Source organism: Sphingobium sp. B8D3A, assembly GCF_025961995.1.
Lineage (GTDB): Bacteria > Pseudomonadota > Alphaproteobacteria > Sphingomonadales > Sphingomonadaceae > Sphingobium.
On record NZ_JAOQOS010000001.1, the window covers coordinates 1499724 to 1513989 of the forward strand.

General features: G+C 64.5%; 10 protein-coding genes. 7 read left to right on the forward strand and 3 right to left on the reverse strand.

Features of this window, described 5'->3' with window-relative positions:
• Nucleotides 1-240 precede the first annotated feature (240 nt).
• Nucleotides 241-5739, forward strand: coding sequence for an autotransporter domain-containing protein (locus M2342_RS06850; protein WP_264578537.1), 5499 nt, complete (start codon nucleotides 241-243; stop codon nucleotides 5737-5739).
• Nucleotides 5740-5843: 104 nt separating this feature from the next.
• Here the strand turns inward: M2342_RS06850 and M2342_RS06855 are convergent, their stop codons facing one another.
• Together M2342_RS06855 and M2342_RS06860 are read right to left on the reverse strand one after the other, a co-directional pair.
• Nucleotides 5844-6029, reverse strand: a complete 186-nt coding sequence (locus M2342_RS06855; protein ID WP_181560134.1) for a hypothetical protein — start codon at nucleotides 6027-6029, stop codon at nucleotides 5844-5846.
• A gap of 105 nt (nucleotides 6030-6134) precedes the next feature.
• Entirely contained in the window at nucleotides 6135-7037 is a 903-nt protein-coding gene (locus M2342_RS06860) for a LysR family transcriptional regulator (protein WP_264578538.1), read from the reverse strand.
• A 143-nt stretch (nucleotides 7038-7180) separates the two neighbouring features.
• Between M2342_RS06860 and M2342_RS06865 the strand changes: the two genes are divergently transcribed.
• The 3 genes from M2342_RS06865 to M2342_RS06875 are packed head-to-tail and all read left to right on the forward strand — an operon-like array spanning nucleotide 7181 to nucleotide 10983.
• Complete coding sequence (locus M2342_RS06865) at nucleotides 7181-7882, forward strand: nuclear transport factor 2 family protein (RefSeq protein ID WP_264578539.1); 702 nt, start codon at nucleotides 7181-7183, stop codon at nucleotides 7880-7882.
• Nucleotides 7883-7936: 54 nt separating this feature from the next.
• Nucleotides 7937-10033: a PQQ-dependent dehydrogenase, methanol/ethanol family gene (locus M2342_RS06870; protein ID WP_264578540.1), complete on the forward strand. Its 2097-nt coding sequence runs from the start codon at nucleotides 7937-7939 to the stop codon at nucleotides 10031-10033.
• 50 nt (nucleotides 10034-10083) lie between these two features.
• Nucleotides 10084-10983 (forward strand): formylglycine-generating enzyme family protein, encoded by a 900-nt coding sequence (locus M2342_RS06875; protein ID WP_264580008.1) that lies wholly within the window; start codon nucleotides 10084-10086, stop codon nucleotides 10981-10983.
• 39 nt (nucleotides 10984-11022) lie between these two features.
• Here M2342_RS06875 and M2342_RS06880 read toward each other — a convergent pair whose 3' ends face one another.
• Nucleotides 11023-11691: a GntR family transcriptional regulator gene (locus M2342_RS06880; protein ID WP_181560131.1), complete on the reverse strand. Its 669-nt coding sequence runs from the start codon at nucleotides 11689-11691 to the stop codon at nucleotides 11023-11025.
• Between the two features lie 234 nt (nucleotides 11692-11925).
• Between M2342_RS06880 and M2342_RS06885 the strand changes: the two genes are divergently transcribed.
• The 3 genes from M2342_RS06885 to M2342_RS06895 are packed head-to-tail and all read left to right on the forward strand — an operon-like array spanning nucleotide 11926 to nucleotide 14263.
• Entirely contained in the window at nucleotides 11926-12936 is a 1011-nt protein-coding gene (locus M2342_RS06885) for an amidohydrolase family protein (protein WP_264578541.1), read from the forward strand.
• Complete coding sequence (locus M2342_RS06890; protein WP_264578542.1) at nucleotides 12933-13607, forward strand: RraA family protein; 675 nt, start codon at nucleotides 12933-12935, stop codon at nucleotides 13605-13607. The genes M2342_RS06885 and M2342_RS06890 overlap by 4 nt, the downstream gene beginning before the upstream one ends.
• Entirely contained in the window at nucleotides 13604-14263 is a 660-nt protein-coding gene (locus M2342_RS06895; RefSeq protein ID WP_264578543.1) for an RraA family protein, read from the forward strand. Before M2342_RS06890 ends, M2342_RS06895 begins: the two co-directional genes overlap by 4 nt.
• Nucleotides 14264-14266: the final 3 nt, after the last annotated feature.

Sequence of the window (14266 nt, forward strand, 5' to 3'; positions counted from 1 at the left end):
AACGAAGGGCGCGAGCAGTTGCGTCCTTTGAATCGAGATGAATTGAGAGGTGCGGCCTAAGTTGCACCTCTCCTTTTCCGAAATGACGTGTCGTCGTAATTCAATATTTCATCCAAATATATCGAAATAAATAAATTATTTTAACTAATTATTTATAATCAATGCCCATCCGTTGGTATGATTATCTCGTTGAGATATATTGAATATTTATAGTTGTTAATTTGAACGTGGGGTTATTGCATGTTTCATCCCGTTGGGAATCGCCGGACGTCCTTCAAATCCATTCTGCGCTGCTCGGTGGCGACGACGTTCTTGGTCGCGGTGGGCAGCCTGCCTGCACATGCGTCGGACGGCGCGGGTGGTATGGCGGGGGATAGTACTTTCACGAGCGCAGGCGGGAGCGCAAGCACTACGTCAACGGGGAACAGCGGGACGGACGGGGTCGGTTCTGAATCGAGCTATCTCTCCGGCGGTGCCGGTGGCGGTAGCGGCCTGACGGGCGGCAATGGCGGGGCTGGCTCGGGCGACAATGCAGGCGTTGGCGGTGCGGGTGGAACTCTCGCCGGTGAGGCGGGCACGGACGGCTCCAACGGTGGCGACAACAGTTCGGGTGGCGGCGGCGGTGGCGGCGCGCATGGCTATGTCGGGCTTATTACCGATCTGCCCAGCTCGGGTACGCTCACGGGCGGCAACGGGGGTAATGGCGGCCTCGCAGGTTTTGCTGGATATGGTGGCGGCGGTGGGGGCGGCGGCTTCGGCGCGGTCGTCACCGGTCTTAACGACTCTTACGACGCAATCACCGTCAGTGCCACCGGCGGCGCAGGCGGCGCCTATGGCTGGGCTGGCGTCGGCGGCAATGGTGGCAGCGGTCTGGTTATCGATCAGCCGGCCGGCAATACGGCCATCAGCATCACAGACAGCACATTGACCGGCGGGGCGGGCGGCGGGAGCCGCGAAGGTCAGTCCTTTGGCGGCAATGGCGGCTCTGCCCTTGTGCTCACCGGCGGTACCGGGAGCAGCACTGTTTCGATCTCCGGCGGTAGCATCACGGGCGGTGATGCCCAAGGCGGCAACTTCGGCGGGGCCGGGGGCTTTGGCATCCTGATCGAGAACATGAGCGGCCTCACCACCCTCACGATCGACACCGCGGTGACAGGTGGCGCCGGTGGGGTCGGGATGTTCATCAACGGTGCGGGCGGCGCAGGCATTCAAGGCGAGAACCTTGCTCTTTCCATCGGCGCTGGCGGTTCCATATCGGGCGGCCTTGGTGGCAATGGCGAGCGGGCCGCGGCCCTGAATTTCACGGGCGGTACCAACAAGCTGACACTCGCCAGCGGCGCCACGCTGAACGGTGGTATCGTCGTTGCGACCAGTGCCACGAAACTCGAATTCGCCCAGGCGCAGGATTATACGCTCTCCAGTGCAATTTCAGGCTCAGGCTCTGTGATCAAGACCGGCAGCGGAGCGTTGACCCTCACGGGCGACAACAGCGCTTTTGCTGGCAACATGATGCTCACCGGCGGCGCGACGGTCATTGATGGCAGTACGACGAGCGGGAACATCGTCTTTCTGGGCGGGCTCGACGGGGCGTCGCTGACCGTGGTGAATGGCGGCACCTTCAACGCCCCCAACATCATCGTCAGCAACAGCACCAATTCGGCAATGCCGGGCATGGAAGATGAGAGCGGTTCGCTGCTCGTCACGGGAACGGGATCGACGGTCACGACCGAATTCCTGACGGTCGGCTATTATGGCGACGGCAGCGTGGCGATCGAGAATGGCGGTACCGTCGTGGTCAACACCTCCACCTCCGTCGGTGCGGTCGAGGGCAGTGTCGGCTCCATCACCGTTTCGGGTGAAAATAGCCATCTGCAGAGCGGCTCCCTGCAGTTCGGCGGGAGTGGCCAGGGCACGCTCATCCTGTCCGGCGGCGCGACGATGCAATCCACCAGCGGGAGTTTCGGCGTAAATGCCGGATCGCTCGGCACCGGCACCCTCAGCGGCGTGGGAACGCGCTGGGACATCGGCGCAAGCGGCTTGGGGATCGGCACCAGCGGCGAAGGCATCCTCACCGTGACGGACGGCGCGACGATTGCCGCCTCCGGCAGCGATGCAGATGTGAGACTTGGCGCAAGCGCCAACGGCAACGGTCAGATGACAGTCTCAGGCAGCGGGTCCAGCGTAACGACCGACCGGAACATGACCATCGGCAGTTATGGATCAGGCACGGCCACCGTGACGGACGAGGCGCTGCTGGGCGGTGACAAGCTGATTGTCGGCTTCGTGGATGGCAGCCAGGGCACTTTGAACATCAGCGGTGAAGGCACGCTCGCGCGCGGCACGTCTTACGTCATGGTCGGCACATATGCCGGGAGCAGCGGCGTCGTCACCGTCTCCGATGGCGCTACCCTCAAGTCTGACGGTAATCGCGGCATCACGCTGGCTTATGAGGCCGGTTCGACGGGCACGCTGAACATTGGCGCGGCGGCAGGCAGTGCGGCCCAGGCGGCTGGCGTGATCGATGCCGTCAATGGCATTCAGTTCGGTGCCGGGGTCGGCAAGCTGGTCCTCAACCACAGTGAGACCGATTACACGCTGGCCGCCGGCCTGTCCGGCACCGGCGTGGTCGACGTGCTGGCCGGGACCACGATCCTGACCGGGGACAGCAGAAACTACAGCGGCGCGCTGAACGTGAGCGCCGGCAAGCTGGTGCTGGCCAACACGACGAGTGCCGCGAGCACGATCATCGAGCAGGACGGCACGCTGCAGATCGGCAATGGCGGCACCAGTGGCTCCTTCGACGGCGACCTTGTGAATAACGGTCTGCTGGTGTTCGATCGCTCCGATGCGCTTCATCACAACCGGGTCATTTCCGGCACGGGCGATCTGACCGTGGCGGGCGGGGTGATCACCTTGAGCGGGATGAATACCTTCACTGGCGCCACGACGATTGATGCCGACGCCACACTGGCCCTCTCCAATCAGGGCCGGGTGAACCAATCGAGTTCCGTAACGGTCAATGGTACCTTCGACCTGACCAGTGCAGCCAGCGCACAGATCAACGATCTTGGCGGTAGCGGAACGGTGATTGTCGGTGATGCGGGGTTGATGCTGGCCAATGCCTCGCAGGTCTTTTCCGGACGGATCACCGGAACGGGCGGTTTGAACGTGTCTGCCGGCACGCTCACCCTGACCAACGCCAGCGATTTCGAAGGCGGTCTGGGGATCAGCAACGGCGCCACGGTCAACCTCGGCAACGGCGCCACGACCGGCTCGATCACTGCCAATGTCACCAATTACGGCACGCTGCTGTTCGATCGTGCGGACGATGTGAGCTATCTCGGCCAGATTTCCGGTCAGGGCACGGTGATCAAGACCGGCGACAATAGAGTGACCTTCGGCGGCTCGATGAGCGGCGTCCAGCTTGACGTGCAGCAGGGTACGGCCCTGTTTGTTGGGACGATCAGCAACAATGTCAATGTCGCCGAACAGGGCGAGCTGGTGTTCGCCAATCCGGCTACCACGAGCTACAAGGGCAGGCTGAGCGGCACGGGCACCGTGCTGAAAACAGGCGCGGGCACCATCACCTTCTCGGGTGACAGCAGTGGTTTTGCAGGCGATGCGACCATTGATGGCGGCACGGTGCTGCTGACGGGCAAGCTGGGCGGCACTTTGCTGATCGACACCGCAGGCACGCTGCAGGTGGGCAATGGCTTGAAGAATGGCGATCTGCTGGCCGATGCCACCAACAATGGCACGCTGATCTTCAACCAGATTGGCGACTATGACTATACCGGCGCTCTTTCGGGCAATGGTGGCCTGATCAAGCAGGGCGAGGGCACGCTGCTGCTCTCGGGCGACTATGGCTATACCGGGTCGACGGTGGTGCAGGCGGGCCGGGTGCGGCTGTTGGCGCAGCTCGACAGCGCGACCGATCTGGTCGTGGATGATGGCGAGTTTGACCTGAGCGGCACCGACCAGACCGTTGCGGGCCTGAGTGGCGCGGGCGGGACGGTGAGCCTGGGCACGAGCACGCTGACCGTCAACCAGAGCAGCAACACGCTGTTCGGCGGCAGCTTCAGCGGCAGCGGAACGATTGCGCTGAACGGTCCGTCCAGCGCGCCCGTCAGCATCAACCTGACCGGCGAGAGCTTTGGCTCGTTCACCGGTGCGCTCAACCTCGAGGGCATCGTGACGCGGGTGAACGGCTCGATGGGCGGCACGATCACGGTCGGCAGCGATGCGGCCCTGGGCGGTCGCGGGCAGGTGAACAATATCGTGGTCGGCAATGGCGGCACGCTGCTGCCGGGCAACTCGATCGGCACGCTCACCGCAGCGGGCAATGTCGTGTTCCAGGCAGGCTCGACCTATGAGGTGGAGGTCAATGCCGAGGGCGAGAGCGACAAGCTGATTGTCGGCGGGACGGCGACCATCCAGGGCGGCACGGTCTCGGTGCTGGCGGCTGCAGGCAATTATCGCTTCAGCAATGAGTACACGATCATCACGGCCGCGGGCGGGGTGACCGGGCAGTTTGCGGCCACCGATGTCGATCTGCCGTTCCTGACGCCTGAGCTGAGCTATGACGCCAATAATGTCAGGCTCGTGCTGACGCGCAACAATCGCAGCTTCGAGAGCGTGGCGGTGACGCCCAACCAGTTGGCCGTGGCCCTCGCGCTGGATGCGAGTGACGACAATGCCAGCCTGTCCCGTGCGGTGGCGGGGCAGCTTGAGGAAGCCGGCGCCGTCCGCGCGTTCGATGCGCTGTCGGGCGAGTTGTGGGCGACCGCGGGCACGCTGATGGTGGACGGCACCCGCCGGCTTGGCGACATGGTGATCGGCCGCATGGAGCAGGCCGATGTGGTCAGCCGCACGCTGGCCGGTGCCGGCTCGTCGGCCCGCACGCTGCGTGATGGCAGCACGGCGGTCTGGGGCCAGGGCATCGGTGCGTGGAGCACGCTCAAGAGCAATGGCAATGCGATCAAGGCGACGCAGAGCACCTTCGGCTTCATCACCGGTGTCGATACGGGCCTTGGTGGCTGGCGTCTGGGCGTGGCCTTTGCGCATGAGCAGAACAAGGTGCGGGTCGATGGGCGCAGCAGTGAGGCGACGGTCAACGGCAACAGCGCGCTGGTCTATGCCGGCGGTGGCTGGGGCGCCCTGCGCGCCCGGATCGGCGCCTCCTATAGCTGGCTCGACGTGAACGGGACGCGCAAGGTGGCGTTCCTGGGCGTCAACGATGCGCTGGCGGGCGATTATGATGCCAGGAGCGCCTCTGCCTTCGGTGAGGTGAGCTATGCTCTCCCGCTGGGCGCGGTGACGGCCGAGCCCTTTGCCGGCGTGACCCATGTCCATCTCAAGAGCGATGCCTTCACCGAGACGGGCAGCGCCCTGACCGCGCTGGGCGTCACGGACAGCACCCGCGATGTGACCTACACCACCCTGGGTCTGCGTCTGGGCGGCGCAGTGCCGGTCAGCGCCACCACGGTGCTCAGCCCGCGCGTCTCGGCAGCCTGGCTGCGCAGCTTTGGCGATGTCGATGCGACCAGCCGCAACATCCTCTCGACCGGCGAGGCCTTCTCGGTCGCGGGCCTGCCCACGACCCGCGATACCCTGCGTCTCGAAGGCGGCGTTCAGGCCAACATCATGCCGGGCGGCTCCATCGGCGCCACCTACGTGGGCAACATCGGCGACCAGTGGAAGGACCACGGCGTCAAGATCGGCTTTAGCTACAGCTTCTGATCTCAGACGAGTCTAAGCTGAAAACGAAAGGGGCGCGGAATGACCGCGCCCCTTTTTAGTGCCTGTCATTCGAAGGTGGTGCCAGCTCGCGCCCGCGACCCCGTTCAGAATGCCATATTGGGCTGTTCGTCCTGACCCACGCCGCGCGGGGCGCGCGTGTCCGCCTGTTCTGGGGAAAGCTCGGCGAGCGTGCTTTTGGCGCGCGCGATATAGGGATCGAGCTTGCCTTCATCGTAGAGCTTCTTGCCGAAATAACCAATCGCCGCGCCGGCGAGCAAAGTTTTCATCATGTGCGGTCTCCTTGATCGCTAGCACAATGACCAAGAGCGCGGAGCGTTCCGTGCCGCGCCATTGAGATGCGCCGGAGTGAAGAGGGCAGGCGTCGGCCGGTACCCTCAGTTGGCGGCGCGTCCGGCCTGCAGCGTGCGCCGGAGATGATCGATGGCCAGACGCCCGCGGGCATCGTCGAACCCCTTGCGCGAGAGCATCAGGCGATAGCCCGGCTCGAAATCGACCGGGACGCGATGGAGTTGTCCGCGCGTGGTGGCAGGTGCGGCTTCCTCATCGAACAGCATGGCAAGGCCCGTCCCATTGAGCGCCAGCCCCATCGCGACATCGGTGAATTGCGGTCGCGCGACGACATTGGACGGGTAGATGCACGCATCGGCCAGCGCGTTGATCAGCCAGTCGTTATGCGGTGTGTTGTCCGGCATCATGATCATCGGGGCGGCGCTGATCCTGGCAGGATCGCTCCCCACCGCCTCGACCAGCGCGGACGTGCCAAAGAGGCTGCTGGTCACGCGCCGGAGTGTCTCGATGGTGAGATCCGGCGCGACCGGTGGCCGGCCGGTGAAGAAGGCGACGTCCACCTTGCCGCTGCGGAGCATGGAGAGCATTTCTTCGCCCGGCGCGGAGAGGATCAGCTCGACATTCGGCACCTGGCCGCGCGCATAATAATCCGGCAGGCACGGCCTGATCCATTGATCGATAAGATAAGGGCCGGCGGCGACCTTCAGGACATAGCTTTGCGCATTGCCGGCCGTGGCGCCCAACTGAACCTTGTTCGCCTCACGCAGCAGCAACCGGGCTTGATCCAGCAAATCGCGGCCCAGAGCGGAAAGGCGCGCTGTCGATCCGCGCTGACGATCGAACAGGCGAGCGCCGGCTTTCTGCTCCAGCGCCTTGATATGATTGCTGATCGAGGGCTGGCTGATCCCGAGACGATCCGCCGTGATGCGGAAATTCTCGTCCTTCGCCGCTTCGACGAAAATCTCCAGTTGCCGGATCGTGAATGCCATAAGCGATAGCCCCTCCCTTATAACTGATAGCGGACCGGGCCGTTGCTTTGCAATCGGGAGCAACCGATGCCTTGGCGGATGAGGCAACCCGGCATCCACCCTGGCGGCCCGCACAGAGCAAAAGAGCAATCAGGAGCAGGATTATGAGCGAGATCGAAGCGCTGCGCAGCGATGTAAAGGCCCTGACCGAGCGGATCGGGATGCTGGAGGATCTCAATGCAATCCGCCGGCTTCATAATGCCTATGGCTATTATACCGATTATAACCGTTCGGACGAACTGGCCGAGCTGTTCTCCGACGATGCCGAGATCATCTTTCTCTCCGGCATCTATCGCGGCAAGGTGGGTGCGCGGCGGCTCTATGGCGACTGGTTCCGCCAGTTCTTCACGCAGGGTCGCCCCGGCCCGGTCTATGGCTTCCTGCTCGATCATTTCCAGATGCAGGACATCATCACCGTCGCGCCGGATCGCCGCACCGCCAAGGGCCGGTTTCGCGCGCTGCTGCTCGGCGGCAATCATGAGAGCCGCGACTATCGCCCGGAGGGCCTGCCCGACCAGTTCTACGAAGCCGGCATGTACGAGAATGATTATGTGCGCGAGGACGGGGTCTGGAAGATCAAGCGGCTCGATTATGTCGTGCAATGGCAGGCGGATTATGATGCCGGCTGGTACAAGACCATCGCGCATCTCCAGCCGCTGACCAAGACCTTCCCGCAAGACCCGCTCGGCCCGGATGAACTGGTCGACAATCAGCGCCAGACATGGCCTTATCGGCAGGAACTGGCGATGCACTTCGCGCATCCGGTGCTCGGCCGGGCGCTGGCGGACGCGGAACGGACCGCATAGCGGGCAGTGGGGCGAGGGAGAGGGATTTTAAACGTGGGTTTGATGTTCAGGCGCATGATGGCGCTGACCGCGCTGCTGCTTGTCCTCCCTTCCGCCTGCCGCGATGCCGCAGACGGTGGGCAAGCGGCCGGCGATGTCGAGTGGCCGCTGCATGGTCGCACCGAGACGGCGCAGCGCTTTGCCGAGCTGGACCAGATCGACCGCGAGACCGTGTCACGGCTGGGCTTGGCCTGGTCCTTCGACCTGGAGACGGATCGCGGACAGGAAGCGACCCCGATCATGGTCGATGGCGTGCTCTATGTGGTCAGCGCTTATGATGTCGTCTCCGCCATCGATGCGCGCACCGGCAAGGGCCTGTGGACCTACGATCCAGAAGTCCGCGCGGCATCTGCGCGTTCATGCTGCGGGCCGGTCTCGCGCGGTGTCGCGGTGGCGCAGGGCCGGGTTTATGTCGGCGCGCTCGATGGGCGGCTGATCGCCTTGGATGCCAAAAGCGGCAAGCCGGTCTGGGAAACGCAGACGATCGACCAGTCCGGCCCCTTTGCGGTGAATTACACGATCACCGGGGCGCCGCGCGTCATCAAGGGCAATGTCGTCATCGGCAATGGCGGCGCCGAGTTCGGCGTGCGCGGCTATGTGAGTGCCTATGATGCCGCGACTGGCAAGCTGACCTGGCGCTTCTACACTGTCCCCGGGAAGCCGCGCACGAAGGACAATGCCGCGTCCGACACGGTGCTGGCCAAGGCGCAGGGAAGCTGGGCAGGCCAGTGGTGGCGCTATGGCGGTGGCGGCACGGTGTGGGATGCGATCGAATATGATCCCGCGCTGGACCTCATCTACATCGGCACCGGTAACGGCTCGCCATGGAATCATCAGATGCGCTCGGACGGGAAGGGGGATAATCTCTTCTTGTCCTCCATCGTGGCGCTGCGGGCCTCGACCGGCGAATATGTCTGGCATTTCCAGCAGGTTCCGGGCGATGCCTGGGATTATACCGCGACCCAGAATATCGTGCTGGCGGACATGGAGATCGATGGCAAGCCGCGCAAAGTGCTGATGCAGGCGCCCAAAAACGGCTTCTTCTACATTCTTGACCGCGCGACCGGCGAGTTCCTGAATGCCACCGCTTATGTGCCGCAGAATTGGGCGAAGAGCATCGATCCCAAGACCGGCCGTCCGGACATCGTGCCGGAAGCACGCTATTACCGCACCGGCCAGCCGCATTTCCAGTTCCCGAGCTCAGGCGGCGGGCATAATTGGCCGCCCATGGCCTTCAGTCCCCGCACGGGGCTGGTCTACATTCCGGCGCAGGACGTCGGCATGCCTTTCGGCCCCAACCCGCAGGAAGCGCAGGTGATCGGCGCCTATACGTCCGGCGTCGCGATGAGCGGCGGTGGCGCGATGAGCGCGGCGGACCGCAAGGCGCTGTACGACAGCATGAAGGCGCGGCTGATCGCCTGGGACCCGATTGCCCGCAAACCGCGTTGGACAAGCGAGGAAGCGGCGCCCTTCAATGGCGGCGTGCTGGCGACGGCGGGCGGCCTCGTCTTCGGCGGCAATGCGCAGGGGCGGCTGGTCGCCTATGATGACGAGAGCGGCAAGCAGCTCTGGTCGTTCGATGCGCAGACCGGCATCGTCGCGCCGCCGATCAGCTATCGGCTGGACGGGGTGCAATATATCGCAGTCATGGCCGGCTGGGGCGGCGGATGGCCACTGACGGGCGGGGTGATGGCGCTCAAGGCCGGCAAGACCATCGGCCCCAACCGGCTGCTGGTGTTCAAATTGGATGGGGCGGCGAAGCTGCCTGCATTCACGCCGGCCGAGCCACTGCCGTTCCCCGATGTGGTGGACAAGGGGACGCCGGCCCAAATCGCGCAGGGCGACGGACTGTTCGGCCGCTTCTGCCTGCGCTGTCATGGCAGCGGGGCGGTGAGCGCCGGCGCCTATCCGGACTTGCGCCGGACGGGATTGCTCGGCACGAAGGGTTTTTCGCAGGTCGTTCTGGGCGGCGCGCTGGCGGAGATGGGCATGCCCAGCTTCGCAGGCCAGCTGACGCCGGCACAGGTCGACGCCATTGATGCTTATCTCGTCCGCCGCAGTCTCGAGGACCGGCGGATCGAGACTCAGGAAGGACGCAAGCAGAAGCGATGACCGATCAGGCGCAGGGTGGCATGATGAGTGCGCCAGAGATTAAAGACGGCATGATCCGTGTGGCGGGCGGGCAGTTCTGGATGGGGTCGGACGACCATTATTCCGATGAGGGCCCCGCGCATCCGGCCTCGGTCGATGCTTTCTGGATCGATGAAACGCCAGTCACCAATGCGCAGTTCGCGCGGTTCGTGCAAGCGACCGGCCATGTGTCGGTGGCCGAAACGGTGCCCGACGCTGCCGACTATCCCGGTGCCGATCCGGCGATGCTGAAGGCCGGCTCGTCCCTGTTCACGCCGCCGCCGACCCCCGTGCCGCTGCACGATCCAATGGGGTGGTGGACATTCTCCTTCGGGACCGACTGGCGCCACCCCTGGGGGCCGGAGAGTTCCATCGACGGGCTGGCGGATCATCCCGTCGTCCATATCGCTTGCGCCGATGCGGAGGCCTATGCGGCCTGGGCGGGCAAGCGGCTGCCGACGGAAGCGGAATGGGAATTCGCCGCGCGGGGCGGGCTGGATCGCAAGGCCTTCGCCTGGGGCGATGAACTGCACCCCGGCGGGGCCATGCTGGCTAACACCTGGCAGGGCGATTTCCCGCACCAGAATGATCTTTCGGACGGCTATCTTCGTACCTCGCCCGTGCGGCGCTATGCGGCCAATGGCTATGGCCTCTGGGACATGATCGGCAATGTGTGGGAGTGGACGAGCGACTGGTATGTCGATCGGCACGACGCGCCGACCAAGCCCTGTTGCGCGCCGCATAATCCGCGCGGCGCCAGCGAGGATGCCAGCCGTGATCCCTATAGCGGCTTTCCCCGCCGCGTGCTCAAGGGCGGATCGCATCTGTGCGCGCCCAATTATTGCCAGCGCTATCGCCCCGCCGCGCGCTATCCGCAGACGGTGGATACCTCCACATCGCATATCGGGTTTCGCTGCGCCCGCGACGCGTGAGGATCGCCCGCTAGAGCTGAGCGTGGCAGGTGGCTGACTTTAGAGCCCGCGTGCTTCCAGCGTTTCCAGCAGCATCCGCTCGAAGGATTCGCGGCGGGTGCGGCGGGCGGCGAGCAGTTTCTTGCTGTCCTGTTGGCGGATGGCGTTCAGCAGCTCGCGCTTGTCCACCACCTTGCGCTCCTCGCTGTTCCGGCGCGGCAGCGGCAGGAGGGCGCGGTAGCGATCGGTCAATGCCCACAGGCGGATGGCCTCGCGCACAATGGTCTTCTTGGGGGAGAGGTTGAAGATCATCGTGTGAAATTCACGATGCTCGTTCCACCAGCTCGTGCGGTCGCCTTCGTCGAGCAGCTCTTCGAGGCGCTGTTCGCGGCGTTCGAGTTCGGCAAGCTCTTCGGCGTCCGGCCAGTCGACGGATTTGAGCAATTCGTCCTCGACCAGATGGCGCAGGGCGAACAGTTGCTCGGCCTCATCGCGGGAGAGCCGGGTGACGAAGAAGCCCCGGTTGGGGTCGTGCTCGATGATGCCTTCCGAGCTCAGCAGCTTCAGCGCCTCGCGGACCGGCACGCGGCTGGCGTTGAATTGCTCGGCCAGTTCGGTCTGCCCCAGCCGCATCCCGGGCGCGAGCGTGCCGCGGGCGATCAGCAACCGCAGCTCATTGGCGATCTTGGCGGGAACTCCGCGTTCGGATTTCACTGTTTCCTGCATCATGTGCATTCCTGGTTGGCCGGAGAGCCAGCGGCCTTGAGATTATGGTCGTTCCGGGCATCCCTAGCGTGGTGTCTCACAAAAATGTAGACATTTTCACGCGCTAGGAATCCCGGGCCGGTCGCGCGAGGCTTTTGGCCGACAAACACCCTCCACCCGCTTGACCGGAAATTCAGGATAGGTATACAAAAATGTATACCTATGATCTGATAACCAGCTGCGGGTGGGGATTTTGCGATGATTGTCGATTGTCATGGCCATGTGAGTGCGCCGGCGGAACTGTGGATTTACAAGTCGATGCTGCTCTCGCATCGCGGCGAGCACGGCAAGAAGTTCCCGGACCTCACGGATGAGGAAATTCTCGCCTACACCAACAAGAAGGAGATGGCGCCCTGCGGCCATCTCGACATGCTCGACCGGGTCGGCACCAATTATCAGCTGCTCAGCCCGCGCCCGTTTCAGATGATGCATTCGGAAAAGCCGGGTTTTCTGGTCCACTGGTTTACCGAAGCCACCAACAACATCATCGCGCGGCAGTGCCAGCTTCTGCCGGACCGCTTCGCGCCCATCTGCGGTCTGCCGCAAGTCGCCGGCGAGCCAATCGAGAACGTTCTGCCCGAGCTTGAGCGCTGTGTGAAAACGCTGGGCTTCAAGGGCTGCCTGCTCAACCCCGATCCCTATGAGAATAGTGGCACCGAGCCGCCGGCGATGGGCGACCGCTATTGGTATCCGCTGTACGAGAAGCTGTGCGAGCTGGACGTGCCGGCACACATCCACTCCGCCGGGTCGCGCAGCCGCCGCGCGCCGTACACGCTCAACTTCCTGCTGGAAGAGACGATGGCCGTCTATGGCCTGTTGGAGAGCGACGTCTTCAAGGACTTCCCCAGCCTCAAGATCGTGTGCAGCCATGGCGGCGGCGCGATCCCCTATCATGTCGGTCGCTTCCGGGCGTCCGGCCTGCGCAAGGGCGAGGAGTTCCTCGATAAGATGCGGCACATCTATTATGATACCGTGCTCTATTCCGAGGAAGCGCTGCGGCTGTTGATCAAGACCGTCGGCGCCGACAATTGCCTGTTCGGCGCGGAATGCCCCGGCGTCGGCTCTGCCGTCGACCCCGCGACTGGCAAGACGCTGGATGACATTGCCCCGTTCATCACCGGCTTCGACTGGCTGAGCCAGGCGGAGAAGGACCAGATCATGTTCGGCAACGCCGCGCGCCTCTTCAAGCTGGACCTGCCGCCAGCATGAGCGCGGGCTATCCTTATGTCGCGCGGCTGCGCCAGCTAGATGCCTGCGCGGTGTCGGACACGCTGGACAAGCTGGGCCTCGCCGGCTGCGTGACCGGGCTGCGTTCGGCCTCGCCGGGCCGCCGCATCGCCGGGCGCGTGCACACCGTGAAGCTCAAGGCTGGCAACGCGCCCGCCGACCGTCCCCCGGTGCATCTGGGCGCTGCCGCCATCGATGCGAGCGGACCGGACGATGTGATCGTTGTCGAGCAGCGCACCGGCATCGATGCCGGCTGCTGGGGCGGCATCCTGTCGCGCGGGGCACAGCACAGGGGCGTCGCCGGGGTGATCTGCGAAGGCCTGGCCCGCGATGTCGATGAGGCGCGCGAGATCGGCTTTCCGGTCTTCTGCCGCGGCTACACCGCCCGCACCGCGCGCAACCGCGTCTATGAGGATGCCACCGACGTGCCCGTCACCGTAGGCGACTTCACCGTCGAGCCCGGTTTCTACGTGATCTGCGATTCCAGCGCGGCGGTGTTCATCGCGCCAGCCGACATCGCCCGCGTGCTCGATGCCGCGGAGGATATCGTCCGCCGCGAGGGCGAGATGACCCGCCGCCTCGCCACCGGTGAGAGCGCCAGCTTTGTGCTCGGCGCGAACTACGAATATATGCTCAAGGGCGACCAACAATGACCGACGACAGCAACGTCACCCGCGCCGCCGCGCTCGACACCGCCACCTTGAGCGACGCGCTCGACCGGCTCGGCATCGTCGGTCAGTGCTATAAGATCGCCGGCCGCGACCCAGATTTCCGCATGGCCGGCCGCGCCTACACCATGCTCTGCGGCCCCGCCTCGACGCCGCCTGGCACGGTCGGCGATTATATCGATGACGTCCCGCCCGGCCATGTCGTGGTCATCGACAATGGCGGCCGCGAGGATGCCACCATCTGGGGCGACATCCTCACCGAGATCGCTCATCGCCGTGGTCTTGCCGGCACCGTCATCGATGGCATCAGCCGCGATGTCTCGCTCTGCCGCGCGCTCGGCTACCCGGTGTTCAGCAAGGGCCACTGGATGCGCACCGGCAAGGACCGGGTGCAGGTGGAAGTCACCAACTGCCCGGTCAACATCGGCGGCGCCCGCGTCGCCCCCGGCGACATATTGCGCGGCGATCCCGATGGCGTGATCGTCATCCCGCAGGCGCATGAGGAGGCCGTCCTCGCCGCCGCCGAGGAGATCCACGCCGCCGAGGAGAGCATCCGCGCCGCCTGCCGCACCGGCATGCGCCTCGATGAGGCCCGCGCCCAGTTCAAATATCACAGCCTTCAGACACGCGTGCAGGGCTGAGTG

Coding starts and splice junctions, on each gene's coding strand:
- M2342_RS06895 (WP_264578543.1), top strand. CDS start 13,604: ATGACCGACGACAGCAACGTCACCCGCGCCGCCGCGCTCGACACCGCC.
- M2342_RS06855 (WP_181560134.1), bottom strand. CDS start 6,029: ATGATGAAAACTTTGCTCGCCGGCGCGGCGATTGGTTATTTCGGCAAG.
- M2342_RS06870 (WP_264578540.1), top strand. CDS start 7,937: ATGATGGCGCTGACCGCGCTGCTGCTTGTCCTCCCTTCCGCCTGCCGC.
- M2342_RS06850 (WP_264578537.1), top strand. CDS start 241: ATGTTTCATCCCGTTGGGAATCGCCGGACGTCCTTCAAATCCATTCTG.
- M2342_RS06885 (WP_264578541.1), top strand. CDS start 11,926: ATGATTGTCGATTGTCATGGCCATGTGAGTGCGCCGGCGGAACTGTGG.
- M2342_RS06890 (WP_264578542.1), top strand. CDS start 12,933: ATGAGCGCGGGCTATCCTTATGTCGCGCGGCTGCGCCAGCTAGATGCC.
- M2342_RS06860 (WP_264578538.1), bottom strand. CDS start 7,037: ATGGCATTCACGATCCGGCAACTGGAGATTTTCGTCGAAGCGGCGAAG.
- M2342_RS06880 (WP_181560131.1), bottom strand. CDS start 11,691: ATGATGCAGGAAACAGTGAAATCCGAACGCGGAGTTCCCGCCAAGATC.
- M2342_RS06875 (WP_264580008.1), top strand. CDS start 10,084: ATGATCCGTGTGGCGGGCGGGCAGTTCTGGATGGGGTCGGACGACCAT.
- M2342_RS06865 (WP_264578539.1), top strand. CDS start 7,181: ATGAGCGAGATCGAAGCGCTGCGCAGCGATGTAAAGGCCCTGACCGAG.